The 16,686-nt window shown below is 57.7% G+C and carries 11 protein-coding genes; 3 read left to right on the top strand and 8 right to left on the bottom strand.

Annotated features, from left to right (window positions below; all coding sequences use genetic code 11):
* Positions 1-6: 6 nt before the first annotated feature.
* From MB02_RS13125 to MB02_RS13110, 4 genes are all read right to left on the bottom strand, one after another.
* Positions 7-1,707 (bottom strand): putative bifunctional diguanylate cyclase/phosphodiesterase, encoded by a 1,701-nt coding sequence (locus MB02_RS13125; protein WP_082826190.1) that lies wholly within the window; start codon positions 1,705-1,707, stop codon positions 7-9.
* 271 nt (positions 1,708-1,978) lie between these two features.
* Complete coding sequence (gene lepA / locus MB02_RS13120) at positions 1,979-3,796, bottom strand: translation elongation factor 4 (protein WP_067538347.1); 1,818 nt, start codon at positions 3,794-3,796, stop codon at positions 1,979-1,981.
* Positions 3,797-3,841: 45 nt separating this feature from the next.
* Positions 3,842-6,052 (bottom strand): EAL domain-containing protein, encoded by a 2,211-nt coding sequence (locus MB02_RS13115; RefSeq protein WP_067538344.1) that lies wholly within the window; start codon positions 6,050-6,052, stop codon positions 3,842-3,844.
* A gap of 118 nt (positions 6,053-6,170) precedes the next feature.
* Positions 6,171-8,837, bottom strand: coding sequence for an EAL domain-containing protein (locus tag MB02_RS13110; RefSeq protein ID WP_067538341.1), 2,667 nt, complete (start codon positions 8,835-8,837; stop codon positions 6,171-6,173).
* Positions 8,838-9,101: 264 nt separating this feature from the next.
* Here MB02_RS13110 and MB02_RS13100 point away from each other — a divergent pair, with 264 nt between their 5' ends.
* Positions 9,102-10,418, top strand: coding sequence for an FAD-dependent oxidoreductase (locus MB02_RS13100; protein WP_067538336.1), 1,317 nt, complete (start codon positions 9,102-9,104; stop codon positions 10,416-10,418).
* 68 nt (positions 10,419-10,486) lie between these two features.
* Here MB02_RS13100 and dnaN read toward each other — a convergent pair whose 3' ends face one another.
* The 4 genes from dnaN to MB02_RS13080 form a co-directional block, all read right to left on the bottom strand.
* Positions 10,487-11,605: a DNA polymerase III subunit beta gene (gene dnaN, locus MB02_RS13095; RefSeq protein ID WP_067538333.1), complete on the bottom strand. Its 1,119-nt coding sequence runs from the start codon at positions 11,603-11,605 to the stop codon at positions 10,487-10,489.
* A 141-nt stretch (positions 11,606-11,746) separates the two neighbouring features.
* Positions 11,747-12,499, bottom strand: a complete 753-nt coding sequence (fabG, locus tag MB02_RS13090; RefSeq protein ID WP_067538330.1) for a 3-oxoacyl-[acyl-carrier-protein] reductase — start codon at positions 12,497-12,499, stop codon at positions 11,747-11,749.
* Positions 12,500-12,517: 18 nt separating this feature from the next.
* Positions 12,518-13,453 carry an ACP S-malonyltransferase gene (gene fabD, locus MB02_RS13085; RefSeq protein ID WP_067538327.1) on the bottom strand — a complete coding sequence of 312 codons (936 nt, stop codon included), beginning with the start codon at positions 13,451-13,453 and terminating at the stop codon, positions 12,518-12,520.
* Between the two features lie 32 nt (positions 13,454-13,485).
* Positions 13,486-14,307: an LD-carboxypeptidase gene (locus MB02_RS13080; protein WP_067538324.1), complete on the bottom strand. Its 822-nt coding sequence runs from the start codon at positions 14,305-14,307 to the stop codon at positions 13,486-13,488.
* Between the two features lie 52 nt (positions 14,308-14,359).
* Here MB02_RS13080 and MB02_RS13075 point away from each other — a divergent pair, with 52 nt between their 5' ends.
* Positions 14,360-15,781 carry a glutamate ligase domain-containing protein gene (locus MB02_RS13075; RefSeq protein ID WP_067538320.1) on the top strand — a complete coding sequence of 474 codons (1,422 nt, stop codon included), beginning with the start codon at positions 14,360-14,362 and terminating at the stop codon, positions 15,779-15,781.
* 35 nt (positions 15,782-15,816) lie between these two features.
* Complete coding sequence (locus tag MB02_RS13070; protein WP_067538318.1) at positions 15,817-16,524, top strand: hypothetical protein; 708 nt, start codon at positions 15,817-15,819, stop codon at positions 16,522-16,524.
* The last annotated feature ends 162 nt before the right edge of the window (positions 16,525-16,686 follow it).

Here is a 16,686-nt window from a genome sequence, read left to right as displayed (position 1 = left end):
CAACCTTCAGGCAGCGCAAACCAGTTTCGGAGTGCGGGCGAGAAACTGCTCGGCATCTTTAGAATTGAGCGGTTGAGAAAAGAGATATCCTTGCAATTCGGTACAACCGATGGATTGCAGCATGGTGCGCTGCGCATCGGTTTCCACCCCTTCGGCGGTCACGGCGATGCCGAGGACGTGGGCCAATCCCGTGATGGCGTGGACGACCGCGTAGTGATCACTACCGATATCCTGAATGTATGACTTGTCGATCTTCACCTTGTCGACATCAAACGTCTGCAGGTGGGTCAGGCTGGAATACCCTGTACCGAAATCATCGAGTACGACCTTGATACCGACTTTGCGCAATGCTTTGAGATTGGCGCGAATCTTCTGATCCGTATCGAGGATGACGCTTTCCGTGATCTCCAGTTGCAGCCGTGCAGGATCAAGACCCGACTTTTTCAGAATGCCCAGAATTCTGGATACGCACTTGTCTTCGCGCAACTGGACTGGGGAGAAATTGACAGCAAGAGGAATGTCGGACCAGCGCGCCAGCATGGTGCAACCCTGCTCGAGTACCCACTGCCCCAGCGGAACGATCAGGCCTGACTCATCGGCCACCGGAACGAAATCGGCGGGGTGAAGCAACCCGAGTTCCGGATGGTGCCAACGTATCAGCGCCTCCATCCCGGCCAGCGCTTCACCAGCCGCCTCGAACAGCGGCTGGTAATACACCTCCAGGCCTTTGCCGGTCGCAAGGCTTTCCCGCAGATCTGCTTCTATCCGGCGGTTATGGCTGATCTGCTTGTCCAGCGCAGTGGTGAACCGTCGGAAACACCCGCGCCCCTCACGCTTCGCCTGATATAGCGCCACATCGGCGCGGCGCTGCATTTCGACATTGCTCAATCCCGCTTCTGCATCGGCGACGCCAACGGAAGCACTGACGAAGGCTCTCACGCCATTCTCGAATACAAAGGGTTTGGTCGCAGCTTCCAGCACACGTCGGCAAATCCGCTCGACATCGGACGTCTTGCGATGGTCCACCAGCAGAATGGCGAACTCGTCCCCACCAAGCCTGCATACCGTGTCCGATGCACGCACGATTGCCGTGAGGCGAGCAGCGAATTCCTGAATCAGGGCGTCTCCAGCCTGATGCCCATGCGTGTCATTGACTTCCTTGAACCGGTCGAGATCGATGTACAGCACTGTAAAGGGCGCTTTGGACCGCCGATGGCGCAGCACTGCCTGATCGACATGTTCACTGAACAACGCCCGGTTGGGCAGTCCGGTCAATGTGTCATGGAATGCCAGAAAGCGATTGTGTGCCTCCGCCTCCCTATAGGCAGTCACATCGCTGATAATACCGACCAGATACTGCGCTTCACCCAGCCGTACGCGCCGCTTGCGTGTAATGACCGTGCACACCTTGCCAGTCGCGTCGGTGACCTGCTCTTCATTCTCGCTGTCTATTCCGCTTTCAAAGACCCGATCATCGGCGGCGTGGAAAACTTCCACTTCTTCGACCGGGAAAAGGTCGCTGTCCGAAAAACCCAGCATGACATCGCGCGAATGCCCGAAAAATTCGCAGGCTGCGGTGTTGAGCAGAACAATGCGATGGGCCCGGTTCTTCACAAACACGGGTGTCGGCATCACATCGATGATTGTCTGAAGGTCGCCAATCCCAGAAATACTTTCAGCTAGCTGCATCGCGTATTCGCTTTCCATGCCATACCCGCAAATCGCCCTCGCCCCGCGGCGAAACTAGCCGCTCTTGGTTGCTGAAACGTTAGCGAAACAGTTTGTCTGAAAGCGCAGCATTGCTGCTCCCCGAGGAATCGTATGATCCACTGGACGGCCTCACACTCCGCCGCGTGAGACGAGGGTGCAAAGATGCATCTCTGCGGCGCAAGTGTCAGCAAGCTGTGAACGTCTGAAGCGAAGCCGGGATTTCCCCAGTGCCTGTCCCGCCTCGAAGAAGGAGCCGGGAGGAGAAAGCCTATTCCTCACCCATCCTCAACGCCGCGATAAACGCTTCCTGGGGGATGGACACGTTGCCATATTCGCGCATCTTGGCCTTACCCTTCTTCTGCTTTTCCAGAAGTTTCTTCTTACGGGTAATGTCGCCGCCATAACACTTTGCGGTCACGTCCTTCCGCATCGCCGCGATAGTCTCGCGGGCAATCACTTTCCCCCCAATCGCCGCCTGAACCGGAATCTTGAACAAGTGCCGCGGGATGAGGTCTTTTAGACGCTCGCACATGTGGCGCCCACGGGCTTCCGCAACGCTGCGATGCACGATCATCGACAAGGCATCCACGGGCTCGTTGTTCACCAGGATGCTCATCTTCACGAGGTCGCCTTCGCGAAGGCCGATCTGTTCGTAATCGAAGCTGGCATAACCGCGACTGATACTCTTGAGGCGATCATAGAAATCAAACACCACTTCGTTGAGCGGCAATTCATATGTCACCTGCGCCCGGCCACCGACATAGGTCAGATCGATCTGGATGCCCCGGCGATCCTGACACAGCTTGAGAATGGAACCGAGATATTCATCCGGCGTGTAGATGGTCGCCTTGATCCAGGGTTCGTCGATCTGTTCGATCCGGCTGGGATCGGGATAATCGGCCGGATTGTGCAGCATGATCTCTCTGGCATCATCGGTTCGCGATTTGCGCAACTGAATGCGATAGACAACGCTGGGTGCCGTAGTGATGAGATCGAGATCGTATTCACGGGTGAGGCGTTCCTGGATGATCTCCAGGTGCAGCAATCCGAGGAAGCCACAACGGAAACCGAAGCCCAACGCCGCGCTGCTTTCCATCTCGAAACTGAAACTGGCATCGTTGAGCCGCAAGCGGGCGATACTCTCCCGCAATTTTTCGAAGTCGGCGGCATCCACGGGGAATATGCCGCAGAACACGACAGGCTGGACTTCCTTATAACCGGGCAAGGCAGAGGCCGCCCCGCCTTTAACCGTGGTGATGGTGTCACCGACCTTGGCCTCGTCAACTTCCTTGATCTGCGCCGTAATGAAACCGATTTCCCCCGGTCCGAGTTCCGGCAGATCGGTGCGCTTGGGTGTAAAGCAGCCGACCCGGTCGATCAGGTGCTCCGTGCCGCCTTGCATGAACTTGACGTGCAACCCTTTCCGGATCGCACCGTCCATCACGCGTACAAGAATGACCACACCGAGGTAGGGATCGTACCACGAATCGACCAGCATCGCCTTGAGCGGCGCGTCTCGATCACCCTGTGGCGGAGGAATCTTGGAAACGACCGCTTCCAGCACTTCCTCAATGCCAATACCAGACTTGGCGCTGGCCAGTACCGCTTCGGACGCGTCGATACCGATGATGTCCTCGATCTCCGCACGAACCTTTTCAGGTTCCGCTGCAGGAAGGTCGATCTTGTTGATTACCGGGACGATTTCGTGATCGTGCTCAATCGACTGATAGACGTTGGCAAGCGTCTGCGCCTCGACGCCTTGTGCGGCGTCCACCACCAGGAGAGCCCCTTCACAGGCAGCCAGGCTGCGGCTGACCTCGTAGGCGAAGTCGACATGTCCTGGCGTGTCCATCAGATTGAGTTCATAGGTCTCACCATCCTTGGCCGTATAGGTCAAGCGAACGGTCTGAGCCTTGATCGTGATCCCCCGCTCACGTTCAATGTCCATGTTATCAAGGACTTGCTCGCTCATCTCGCGATCGGTCAACCCACCGGTAAACTGGATCAACCGGTCGGCCAACGTCGACTTGCCATGGTCAATATGGGCGATAATGCTAAAATTGCGGATCTTGGCGAGGTCAGTCATCCGCGCGCCGTTAGCAGTGCCCAAGCGTACTGTCAGCGGCTTTTGTCAGGCGACACGCTTGCTTGAAAAATTCGTGACCTGCACCTGCATGAATTGCGGCGGCCCTTTTTCAGCATTTGGCCCGCCGACCAACGGATAATTCCCCGGCGGTAACACCCCAAGCGGCATGCCTGCCGCCGCCAGCGCATAAGGCGAAACGCGATGCCGGGTACAGAGCCCTCCCGCCCCGTCGCTGATTAGGGGGGTTTCGAATTCCACGCCCAGTTCCGCATCATGCGACCGCACCACCCGTGAAACGGCAAGCTGGCCATTACCGAGATCAAGCACGAGATCGGTATCGACCGGGACACCCAACAATCCCTCTATCCGGGCTCCCGTCTTGGACAGATCCCGCATCACGGCATCGTAACGGTGATCGCCATGAATGACCCCGATTTTCCGGAACACCGATCGGCGGTCCGGCCTGTGCTTTTGCGGGCCTTCCGGCTCGATCTGGAAAGTTCCCTCCCGCAGCCGGGCCAACACCTCATCGTTGGGCAAGGCCTTTGAATAAATCCATCCCTGAACGAATTTCGCGCCCATGGAGCCAACCAGTTCGAGTTGATCGAAGGCTTCGACGCCTTCGATGATCACTTCCATCTTCAAAGCCTCGGCCAAGCCGATGGTCGCACCTATGATCGCACCGTTCTTGTTCTCCTTCTCGGTGCAACCATCGACGAATTTGCGATCTATCTTGAGCTTCTCGAACGGAGAGGAGCTGAGATAGGAAAGTGAGGAATAACCGGTCCCGAAATCATCGAGCGCAAGGCCCACCCCAAAGTCCTTGAGCGCACGAAAAATCTGATCGTTGGCGTCGCCATCCCCCATGAAGACGCTTTCCGTAATTTCGAGAACCAACTGCCGTGGATCTATCCGCGTTGCCCCCAGCACGTTGGAAACCAGTGTCGGAAAACCAGCTGTGGCAAATTGCGCGGCTGACACATTGACCGATACCGGAAGCTTCGTCGGCCAGGTCGCGGCATCGGTACAAGCCGCCTTCAGTGCCCACTCCCCCAATGCATTGATGAGGTTGGAGTCCTCTGCAATCGGTATGAAGACCGACGGACTGATGGAACCCCGTTCCGGATGCTCCCATCGCATCAACGCCTCGAAACCGACAACGATGTTGTCCTTCACCCGAACGATCGGCTGATAATGCATGGCGAGTTGCCCTTGAGTCAGGGCATCGCGCAAGTCATCTTCGATCAAACGGCGTTCTTCGGCTTCATCTTTGAGATCACTCGAATAAAACCGGTACTGTCCGCGACCGCCACCCTTGGCCGCATAGAGCGCCAGGTCGGCACTGCGCACGAGCTGGTCGGTATCGAGACCATCATATGGGGCGATCGCTATGCCCACAGAAGCGCCAATCGTGCAGCGGGATCCATCGATGGTGTAGGGCTGCGAAAGCATCTGGATTATGCGTGCGGCGAGCTCTCCCAACTTTCCGCGATCATCCAGGTCCGGAAAAATCACCTGGAATTCATCGCCGCCGAGACGCCCGAGTTCTCCCTGTTTCGCCACGACACGATCGAGCCGTTGCGCCACTTGCTTGAGCAGTTCATCGCCCGCTGGATGGCCCAACGTGTCGTTGATGTGTTTAAACCGGTCCAGATCCAGCATCAGCAACGCGCAACTACGCTTTGCCGAACGATAGGCCGTCAAAATAGAGTTGAGCCGCTTCGACATCCGATGCCGGTTTGCCAGCCCTGTCAGGGAATCATATTCGGCCAGTCGTGCCGCATCGCGCTGCTGCCGGCGCTGGGCGGTGACATCTTTCCCATGACCGGCATATCCCTGAAAATGACCTTCGTCATCGAACACCGGCCGTCCCGAAATAGACCACCAGATTTCCTTGCTGTCCACCGGTGCACGAACAGCGAGTTCCGAGATGGAATTGCGGGCGTTGAGCAGGAAGCTAAGGGGCCTTCCCTTGCCTTCCTGCTCATCCATCTCATCGCGTTCGACAATGAAAAGCTCCGCGACGGGCAAACCCACCAGGGCATGCAAGTCCTTCCCCAGAATCTCGCACACGGTTGGGCTGACATAGCTTAACCTGCCTTCTGCATCAGCGGCCCAAAACCACCCTTGTCCGGACTGTTCGTAACTATCGAGCAAACGCAGGCGATCTGCAGCATCAAGTAACCGAGGCGCTGGCGGCTCCGCCTTTGGATCCGACCGGCCCCCCTTACCTTTCAGTAATCGCCCCAAGGCCATGCGTGCTCATTCCCCCTTGCCCAGGACGCAACATCCAACAGGCGAATTCTCCGGGCACAATGCTACGCTAGAATGCCTTAACCATTTACAAAAACCGCAAATAAAGCTCAACGATGGCTCAGCCGGCCTTGCTGAGCATGCCTGCCGGCCCGTGATCGGAACGCCCGCGCGCGCCGATCACAAACACGTTCCCATCCATATCGCGTTCCAAAGGAACGGTAAATTCAACCCCCATCATATCGTCATCACACCAGCGGCATGTTGCGATGACTTGATGCGAATCCGAAAAGGAAATGGAAAAGACTGTTTCGGGTGGAACGTTCCACAATCCCTGCACCAATGCCCCGGTATATGAAATGTTGCGGATGGTGCCACTGTATAGCTGCCCCTCGTGATCCAGCACGACCTTCCGCAGCATCTTTCGTCGCGCGGCGCGCGTGCAGCGCGGGCCACGTGGGACTGCTTTCAGCCCCATATTCAATCTTTCCGTGGCATCCTGCGCAGTCAGGACCTGCTCATAAATAAAGCCCTGAATATGGCTGCAGCCATGCTGCCGTACCAATTCCAGTTCATCCAGCGTCTCAACGCCTTCCGCTGTTGTGTCCATCCCGAGTGATTGGGCAAGACTTGTGATCGACGCAATGATTGCACCGTTGCGACTGCCTGGCTGTGTCGCGCCACGAACGAAGCTCTGGTCAATCTTGATCTTGTCGAACGGCGCTTTCTTCAGATAGCCGAGCGAAGAATAGCCTGTTCCGAAATCGTCCAGCGCCAAACGCACGCCGACGCGCTTGAGTGCGGCAAACATGGCGCCAGTTTCCTCATCATCGTTGAGAAACGCGCTTTCGGTGATTTCGAGTTCAAGCCGCCCCGGCGCCACCCCAGCCCGTGCAATGGCATTGGTTACGATTGCGGGCAATTGCGGGTTGGCGAACTGCAATGGGGAGACATTGACTGCAACCCGGATCTTTTCCGGCCAACGGGCGAGGTCATGGCATGCCGTTCGCAATGCCCATTCACCGATTGCGGAGATAAGGCCGGTGTCTTCAGCAACTTCGACGAACTTGGTGGGCGACAGCGGTCCCTTTTCAGGATGATTCCAGCGAAGCAGGGCTTCAAAGCCCGTGATCTCCTCTGTCGCCGTTTCCACGACCGGCTGATAATGCAGTTCAAGGCCGCCGTTATGGATCGCATCGCGCAAATCCTGCTCCAGTTGCCGCCTTTCCTCAGCCTGTGAATGCAGATCGTCCGCAAAGAAGTGGTAGCGGCCACGGCCGCCATCCTTCGCCGCGTAAAGCGCCAGATCCGCGTTGCGGATCAACTCGTCACTGGTTTCCCCATGTTCAGGCGCAATCGCGATGCCTATGGACGCGCCGATCACCACCCGATGACCTTCGATCGAATATGGTTGTGAGAGATTGGCAATGATCTCATGGGCGAGATAGGCCAGCCGTTCCCTGTCAGGGCGACCGGCAAGAATGACCTTGAACTCGTCACCACCAAGACGCCCCACCTGCCCCTCAGCCCCAACCATCTGCTGTAACCGTTGAGAAACCTGCTCTAGCAACACATCCCCCACGGGATGCCCCATGGTATCGTTGACTTGTTTGAAGCGGTCGAGGTCCAGTAACAGCACTGCGCAGGAACGGCTGAGCGTGTGAGGCTTTTCCATCAACCGATCGAGCGTCTTCAGCATGTTGTAACGATTGGCGAGCCCTGTCAGTGAATCATACTGAGCAAGGCGTGATGCCTCGTCCTGCGATCTCTTCTTTTCAGTCAGGTCATGGCCCGATCCGCGAAAACCGGCGAAGTTGCCGAAATCGTCATACATCGGTCGGCCTGTGATCGACCACCAGCGCTCCTCATCCATGCCGTCGCTAACCCGGGCACGCACCGTCAGATCGTGAAAGGAAGATCGAGCGGAAAGGTGGAACGCCAGCGTACGCTCTCCCTCGTTGTCTGTCGTATCGAACAGCGTCGCGAACGGATATCCAACCAAACTATTATATTTTCGACCTATTGTCTTGGACACCGGGAATGAAAGATAGGTCAGGGTCCCTCTGCGATCAGTTTCCCAAAACCAACCCTGCCCCGTTTCCTCAAAACCCCTCAATATCTCCTGCGCACGCCGTTGCAGGCGGGCCTCGGCATCGGATGCCTCGCGTTTCGCCCGCAGAATGGCAATTTGCTTGAGACTGGCAAACACCGCTATTGGCAAGCAAAGCAACAGGGCGACCGCGCCGATAAGGTTGCCATCCTCCATCACCACTGCCGTCCAAATCGGAACGTTGACCGTCAGGATCATGTGCCGGCGGCTTGCCTGAATTAGCGAACCGAGAGCGGTGACGGCGATAAGCGCTGCAAGAGCCGCCCGCCAGTCGATGCCTCCCAGCGAAGCCCAATGGGATATGCCAAAGCCGAACAATGCCATGGGCAGGATGACGAGGATGGTTGCCGCAAACATTCGTCGCAACAGCGGTTCATTTTCGTCCCCTTCAAACCGGGACAGGTAACGTGCGGAAAATGCGATCAAAGCTGCGACGAAACCAAGACCCGTAACTGCAGGAGGGGGTAGAACTCGCTCTCCCAACCCGACAAAAACGAGGGCAAGCACCATGGCTGGCCCGACAAACCACCAATGCGGTGAAACGACCTGATCGTAGCGGGTTCTGGATTCCAGCAGCGGGCGAGTGTCGCGAATCCGCTGCCCCGGCGGCAAGGCGACACGAGAACCGGCGCTACCTTGCGCCACGTTTTCCCCCGAAACCGCTGCCGGTTTGCCCATAGTTCGACCCATTTGGCTCACTTGCCAAAGTGTCTTTGCAAAAAGGTTAATCAGCGGGCAATTTTTGGCGGCTTCCAGCCGATATTTCGCATTTAACCGCATACGCCAAACACTTGACCGGTGGCGCTTTCATCACTCCAATCCGACCTCCTTCACAAGTTTCGGCAGGGGCATGGGACAGAGGCTCTTGCAAGACCTTGTCCAGAAAGGCCAAATAGGGAAGAAAGACGCGCGAAAAGCGCATCGACGCGGGAAGGATTTTGAATGCGGCACCTGGCGATCATCGGTTCCGGTCCAGCAGGTTATTACACGGCTGAAGCGGCTCAAAAGCAGTGGGGGGACGATGTTCGCGTCGACATATTCGACCGCCTGCCCGTTCCCTATGGCTTGATTCGCACAGGCGTAGCTCCCGACCATCAATCGATAAAAGGCGTCTCGCAACGCTACGAGAAAACCGCTCTGTCTGACAACGTCCGCTTTGTGGGCAATGTTTCGGTCGGGCAGGACATCCGGGTGGAAGAGCTACAGGCCCTTTACGATGCGGTAATCTTCGCCACCGGTGCGCCAAATGACCGCCCGCTCGATATTCCGGGAGAAGAGCTGGCAAACGTATTTGGAAGTGCCGCTTTCGTCGGATGGTACAATGGCCACCCCAACTTCGCGACATTGGATCCCGATTTGTCGGGACGACATGCCGTCATCATCGGCATGGGAAATGTCGCACTGGATGTCGCACGTATCTTGTCGAAGACCCAGGAAGAGTTCGCCGGCAGCGACATCGTTGCTCATGCGCTGGAGGTTCTCGACAGCTCAAAGCTCGAAAAGATCACGATCCTTGGCCGCCGGGGGCCCCATCAAATAGCCATGACCCCCAAGGAACTGGGTGAGCTTGGCAAGCTGAAGGAAGCATGCCCGCGCGTTGCAACCGCTGACCTTCCCGAAGAAGACGCCGACGCGCTGCTTGAACCCGGCCAGCGAAAATCAGTAGGCCATCTCCGCAGTTTTGCCGCTATACCGGAAAGCGCGAGAAGCGATTACACCAAGGAAGTCGAATTTCAGTTCTTCGGTGTGCCCGAACGTATTCTCGGCAATGGCAAGGTGGAAGCCATTGAGGTCGCGCAGACTGAATTGCGCGATGGCAAGCTGATCGCAACCGGCAAGGTCGAAACCATTCCCTGCGACCTTCTTGTAAGCTGCATAGGATATCGGACCTCACCAATTCCCGGTGTTCCCTTTGACCAGCGGGCCGGACGTTTTGCCAACGATGAAGGACGAATCCTTCCCGGTCTCTATTGTGTCGGTTGGGCCCGACGCGGACCCAGCGGCACAATCGGCACCAATCGGCCAGATGGCTTTTCCATAATCGAGAAAATCGGCGCCGACTTCGACGCGGAGATACTTGGCAAAACGCGCAAGGAAGGCCGTTCCGGCTTCGACAAGCTTGCCGAATCTCGCGGGCTGGACGTGGTTACGTTCCGTGACTGGAAAAGAATCGAGGAAGCCGAGGAAAAAGCCGCCCGCGAAGGGGCCCCGCGCGAGAAGTTCGTCCGCGTGGAAGAGATGATCAAGGCCCGGGGCTAAATCCCACCACTATATCTGCTGTCCCGGCCGTAAAGCCGGGACCAGAGTATTCTGCAAGATATAGGCGATTATACACGCATTGGCATCAGCACATACAGGGCCGCGCTCTTCGCGTCCTGACGAATAAGCGTCGGGGCGCCGGCATCCGCCAGATGGAGTTCGACCGTATCACCTTCAATCTGGCTCAGGATGTCCTTCAGGTAATTGGCATTGAAACCGATCTCAAACCCGTCAGCGCTATAGTCAGCGGGCAATTCTTCCGCCGCGGTGCCATTGTCCGGCGAAGTGACTGACAGGGTTACCTTGTCATGGTCCAGCCCCATCTTCACGGCACGGGTCTTTTCCGTGGCAATGGTAGCCACGCGATCCACGCCCTCGAAAAAGCTCTTGGGATCGAGCTTCAGCAACTTGTCATTTCCGGTCGGAATAACACGACTGTAATCCGGGAATGTCCCGTCAATCAGCTTACTGGTGAGGACGACACCATTTTCACCTCCCAAAGTGAAACGGATCTTGCTCGCCGACAGATCGATCTCGACATTGGTATCGAGAGCCTCTTCCAACAGCTTCCGCAGTTCCGCCACCGCCTTGCGAGGCACGATCACATCCGGCATCCCCTCTGCCCCATCGGGCCGTGGAATGGTGAAACGAGCCAGCCGGTGCCCATCCGTTGCCGCAGCCTTCAGTTCATCATCGGTGACATGCAGGAAGATGCCATTGAGATAGTATCGCGTCTCTTCCGTCGAAATCGCGAACCGGGTGCGGTCAATGAGCTCTGCCAACGCCTTGGCCGATATTTCGAAACTGGTCGGCAGATCGCCTTCCACGATCACAGGGAAATCATCGCGCGGCAGCGTAGGCAGCGAGAAACGGCTGCGGCCGGCCTTTACGACCATGCGATTTTCCGCCGCGTCCAGACTGACCTGGCTGCCATCCGGCAACTTTCGCGCAATGTCGAACAACAGGTGGGCCGAAACGGTAATCGCACCCGGACTCTCCACCGACACGGCAGACAAGCTTTCAGCCACCTGGAGATCCAAATCCGTCGCCATCACTTTCAGCGTACCGTCACCGGCAGCTTCGATCAGCACATTGGACAAGATCGGAATCGTGTTGCGGCGTTCCACCACCGACTGGACGTGGGAAAGACAACGCAGGAGCGTCGCGCGTTCGATCGTGGCCTTCATCGTTCCTTCCGGTCCCCCTTGCGCGCCCAAGGCTGCTTGGAATCACCCCTTGGGCGCATGGAATTACGCACACAATCCTTAACGCTGGCATCCCGCGCGGCAAGCCGGAATGGCTGAAATCGGCGATATGCTGGGGATAAATTAGCCCAGCATCGCCATGCCGCCGTTCACATGCAGCGTCTGTCCGGTGATGTAACCCGCCTCCTTGGACGCGAGAAATGCGACGGCAGAGCCGATATCTTCGCCCTCACCCATACGTCCCATCGGAATTTTGGCGTTAAGCGCATCCTTTTGCGCATCGGGCAGCACATCCGTCATGGCGGTACGAATGAACCCCGGTGCGACGCAGTTTACCGTAATGCCTCTGCTGGCCAGTTCCTGAGCAAGGCTCTTGGACATGGCGGTAACGCCACCCTTTGCCGCACAATAATTCATCTGGCCGGGATTGCCCGTCGATCCGACAATACTGGTGATATTCACGATGCGACCGAATTTGGCCTTCATCATCGGCCGGGCAGCCGCTCGCATCAGGCGAAAGGTGGATTCGAGGTTAATGCGAATGACCGCATCCCATTCCTCATCCTTCATCCGCATCGCAAGGTTGTCCCGCGTTATGCCCGCGTTGTTTACCATGATATCCATCCGGCCCAGCGTATCTATCGTTGCCGGCACCAATTCTTCCACCTGCACAGGATTTGAAAGATCGCAGGTGATCTCCACATGATCATGGCCGAACTCGTCGTTCAGTTCTTCACGAAAGGCCCGCAGCTTGGAAGAGTTGGAACCCGAAAGGGCAAGTCTCGCCCCCTGAGCGGCGAGACCACGCGCAATGGAGGACCCGATACCGCCCGAAGCGCCAGTGACCAGAGCCGTCATGCCTGAAAGGTCGAACATCCTCAAAACTCCTGAAAATTACAGTGCGACCGCCAAGGCCTCTATGTCAGCCATGCTGATGACACTCGTTACCGAAACGTCCTTGCTTATCCGCGAGATCATTGGCCCCAGCGTCTTGCCGCCCAGTTCGACGAAATGCTCGACACCAGCTTCCTGCATGGCAAGCACACTTTCACGCCACCGCACACGGCCGCAGACCTGTTCAACCAGAAGCCGCTGTTCCTCGGCAGGGTCGCTGACCATCGCCGCCGTAACATTGGCGAAAACCGGTAATTGCAGGGCCTGGACCGGAGTCTTTGCCAGTGCCTCAGCCATTGCTTCGGCGGCAGGCTGCATCAATGGGCAATGGAATGGAGCGGACACAGGCAGCATTACCCCACGCTTGATCCCGTGATCCTTGACGCTGGCCACAGCACGTTCAATCGCTTCGCGGTGGCCCGACAACACGACCTGTGTGGGATCGTTATCGTTTGCAACCGTGCAAACCTGCCCTTCGGCCACCGCTTCGGCCAACGCCTGTGCCTTCTCGACATCAGCGCCCAGCAAGGCACACATTGCGCCCTCCCCAACCGGCACAGCGGCCTGCATTGCTTGACCACGCAGTTTGAGAAGGCGCGCCGTATCCGCAAGCGAGAAACCGCCAACCGCACAAAGCGCCGTATATTCGCCCAGAGAATGCCCTGCCACGAAATCGCCCTTATCAGCGATGGCAAGCCCGCCTTCCTTCTCCAACACGCGCAGAGTGGCAATCGCGTTGGCCATGATTGCAGGTTGCGCATTTTCCGTCAGAGTGAGTTGATCCTCCGGCCCATCGAACATGAGCATGGACAATTTCTGCGACAACGCATCGTCCACTTCCTGGAACACTTCACGGGCCACAGCGCTTGCGTCGGCAAGGTCTTTGCCCATGCCTACTTTCTGGCTCCCCTGACCCGGAAAAACGAATGCGCGCATAGTCAACTCTCCTTCGACGCGGGCGGTTATTGCTATGTGAGCGCCCTCGCAAGCCCGAATGGCACAATCTTGTTGGCAGGATCATGGCCAATATCGGCCCCTCCCAGGAAGGGAATGTCGTTTCGCCCGCACCAGTAACGCACGATCTCTTCCACGTCGGCACCGAATGGACGGTCGTTTTCCGGCACGTCGCTGACTCTGCCCAGACGAAGCCCGGCAATGCCCTGAAGGTGCGCTGTCACATGAAACAGCAGCCGGTCCACGGCATATAGATATTCGGACACCTCTTCGACCATTACCACATGCCCATCAAGGTTTGGCATCAGCGGCGTGCCACACAACATGGCCAGTGTCATGAGATTGAAAGCAACGGCGGGCTGCCCATTCACGGAGGGTTCCAGACCCGACATATCCCCGGACAGGAACGACAACGCCCGGCCTATTGCGTTCTCTCCCCTCTCACGACGGACATCGACCGCCATCGGGCCATGAACTGGTCTGCCGATCCCGGCTCGGTATAACGCGGCAAGCAGATAGCCACCATCCGAATAACCTAGGAACACCTTGTTCCTCGCCGCATCATCCAGGCCAGCGACCACGCGTTCGGCAATACGGTTCGCGCCATAGCCACCGCGTGCGAACCAGACCGCGTCAAAGGCCGGATCATTGGCACTCTCAATCAGCGCATCCCGGCGCATGGCATCGGGTCCCGCGAAATGCCCATCTACGGCGAAACATTGTTCGTGAAAGGCGATTTGCACGGCCGGGAAATGCAGTGCAGCCAGTTCCAGCACACGGTCGGCATCCTCCCGCTTAAGCGGGGTGGAAGGCGCACAGACAATTATCCGGGTCATGTCGCTTCCTAGCCAGCTTGTGTTGTTCGGTACAACTGCATACCGAAGTCTCATGAACGACAATTCACCCGACCTTACCTCCCGTCCCTGGTTCTTTTGCGGCATCGGCGGATCCGGCATGTTGCCGCTGGCAATGATCCTGCACGATCAAGGGGCGGAGATTGGCGGTTCCGACCGCAGCCGCGATCAAGGCCGCACCCCTGAAAAGTTCGCATGGCTGGAGCGGCAGGGCATCACGCTCTACCCGCAAGATGGCAGCGGAATCACCCGGCAGGATCAGGTTTTGGTGGCCTCGGCGGCTGTAGAAGATTCCGTGCCCGAAGTGGTCCGGGCCAAGCAGCTCGGTTGCCCGCGCATGAGCAGAGCGGAGTTGCTTTCCACTCTTTTCAATCGCGCGCCCTGCTCCATCGCGGTCGGGGGGACCAGCGGCAAGTCAACTGTGACAGGCATGCTCGGCTGGATCATGTATCGGACAGGGCGTGATCCAACGATCATGAATGGTGCGGTGATGAAGAATTTCGCCTCGCCCGATGCCCCTTTCGCCAGCGCCCGTGTGGGCAAAGGCAAGGTCTTCGTTTCCGAAGTTGACGAAAGTGACGGGTCTATCGCGCTCTATCGTCCGAGCGTTGCGGTATTGCTCAACGTCAGCCTCGATCACAAGAGTATGGAGGAATTGCGCCTGCTGTTCGGCAATTTCCTCGCCGCCGCCGGGGTTGCCGCGATCAACCTTGACGATCCGGAATGCCGCGCTCTCGCCAGTCAAGCCCAGGCCACGGTGACATATGCAATCGATGACGAAGATGCGTCGATCGGGGTGGAGCCTGGCAGCATCGCTTACTTGCCCACCGGCATTGCCGCGCAAGTGATCGACCGTCGGCAAGGGCTCCGCCATTCCCTGATTCTTCCGGTCCCCGGCCGGCACAATCTCGCCAATGCACTGGCCGCCATCGCTGCAGCGGATGCGGTCGGCGTCACCGTTGCGGAGGCCGTCGCAGCATTACAGGATTTCTCAGGGCTGGCCCGCCGGTTCGACATCATCGGCACAAGCCCATCGGGTATCACCGTAATCGACGATTTCGGCCACAATCCCGAAAAATGCCGCGCTACCCTGCGCACGCTGAAAGGCCACCCTGGCCGGGTGATCGCGTTCTTTCAACCTCATGGCTATGGCCCTTTGCGTCAGATGGGCCACGAACTTGCCCAGACGTTTGCGGAGGAATTGGGGCCGGACGACATCACATTCCTGTGCGATCCGGTCTATTTTGGCGGCACGGTGGATCGGAGCGAAGGGAGCGAGCGGATTGTCCGCCTGATTAAGGATGCCGGCGGCAAGGCGGAATATGTCCCTGCCCGGCAGGACTGCGGTCAGCGGATAGTGAGCATTGCCCGTCCGGGTGACCGCATCGTCATCATGGGCGCCCGGGATGATACCTTGGCAACTTTTGCCAAGGACCTTCTGGCCCAGTTGGCCTGACGGGACCAACCCACTGCCTTTTCGCGGAGATTTCAATGCCTCTCGCCAAGACTCTTGCCACCCTGCTCGCCATCGGCAGCTTTGCTGCCTGCGTCCCTGCCAACGCCGCCAGCAAGGAGGATAATCTCAAACGCTTTCTGGCAGTGACCATGAACAAAAGTGCGGGCGACGCCTTTGTCGAAGGGGCGAAGGCGTTCATTCTCAATCTGACGATCCTTGACGAACAGGCCCGCATGATGGCCGATGGTGTAGGCCTGACGGAAGAAGTCTATGCGGCAGAACTCGACAGGAAACTGGCCGAATGGGCTCCGCAGGCGGACAAGGCCTATTTCTATCTGCTGGCGCGATCGCTGACGGATGACGATGCAGCCACTCTCGCAACAGCTGCCGATGATACCGCCCTGGCCGATGCCATCGCCTGCGTCACGAACCAGCAGGCACAAGGCAAGACGATGAACTGGGACAATTGCGACACCGTGCCCAGTGAGAAATTTCGCGGCACGTACGCCCATTATTTCGACGTGATGTCAGATATTTACAATAATCGCTATTTCCTCAGCCTTTATGGGGTGGTGGCCTGCCGCGAGACCGAATCCTTCGTCTCGCGCATGCAAACCATGGATCAGAGCCTGACATATACCGGCCTTTCCCTGTCGCTGGGCATCCATCAGGACGTCAAATGCGCAGAATGGGAAGCCACCCTGTCGGAACTGGAAGCGGCCGTAGCAACGGCGGAATACTGAATGACAGCCCGCAATTCCGGTCTCCGGATTCCGGCCCCCCATGCTACGGGCAAATGCCCTTCTATTGCTTGCAATCCCGCGGGAAAGCTGTATGGGCGCGCCTTCCCCCGCGTAAAGCACGGGCGGATTTTGAAGAAAGCCGGAGGGGCCCCGCGGTGGTCG

The organism is Croceicoccus estronivorus (genome assembly GCF_001625325.1).
In the GTDB taxonomy this organism is placed as follows: Bacteria; Pseudomonadota; Alphaproteobacteria; order Sphingomonadales; family Sphingomonadaceae; genus Caenibius; species Caenibius estronivorus.
This window is presented reverse-complemented; position numbering and strand designations above follow the sequence as displayed.

What these genes read in the sequence shown, in the direction of transcription:
- MB02_RS13125 (WP_082826190.1), bottom strand. Translation starts at nt 1,707, where the DNA reads ATGGAAAGCGAATACGCGATGCAGCTAGCTGAAAGTATTTCTGGGATT.
- lepA (WP_067538347.1), bottom strand. Translation starts at nt 3,796, where the DNA reads ATGACTGACCTCGCCAAGATCCGCAATTTTAGCATTATCGCCCATATT.
- MB02_RS13115 (WP_067538344.1), bottom strand. Translation starts at nt 6,052, where the DNA reads ATGGCCTTGGGGCGATTACTGAAAGGTAAGGGGGGCCGGTCGGATCCA.
- MB02_RS13110 (WP_067538341.1), bottom strand. Translation starts at nt 8,837, where the DNA reads ATGGGCAAACCGGCAGCGGTTTCGGGGGAAAACGTGGCGCAAGGTAGC.
- MB02_RS13100 (WP_067538336.1), top strand. Translation starts at nt 9,102, where the DNA reads ATGCGGCACCTGGCGATCATCGGTTCCGGTCCAGCAGGTTATTACACG.
- dnaN (WP_067538333.1), bottom strand. Translation starts at nt 11,605, where the DNA reads ATGAAGGCCACGATCGAACGCGCGACGCTCCTGCGTTGTCTTTCCCAC.
- fabG (WP_067538330.1), bottom strand. Translation starts at nt 12,499, where the DNA reads ATGTTCGACCTTTCAGGCATGACGGCTCTGGTCACTGGCGCTTCGGGC.
- fabD (WP_067538327.1), bottom strand. Translation starts at nt 13,453, where the DNA reads ATGCGCGCATTCGTTTTTCCGGGTCAGGGGAGCCAGAAAGTAGGCATG.
- MB02_RS13080 (WP_067538324.1), bottom strand. Translation starts at nt 14,307, where the DNA reads ATGACCCGGATAATTGTCTGTGCGCCTTCCACCCCGCTTAAGCGGGAG.
- MB02_RS13075 (WP_067538320.1), top strand. Translation starts at nt 14,360, where the DNA reads ATGAACGACAATTCACCCGACCTTACCTCCCGTCCCTGGTTCTTTTGC.
- MB02_RS13070 (WP_067538318.1), top strand. Translation starts at nt 15,817, where the DNA reads ATGCCTCTCGCCAAGACTCTTGCCACCCTGCTCGCCATCGGCAGCTTT.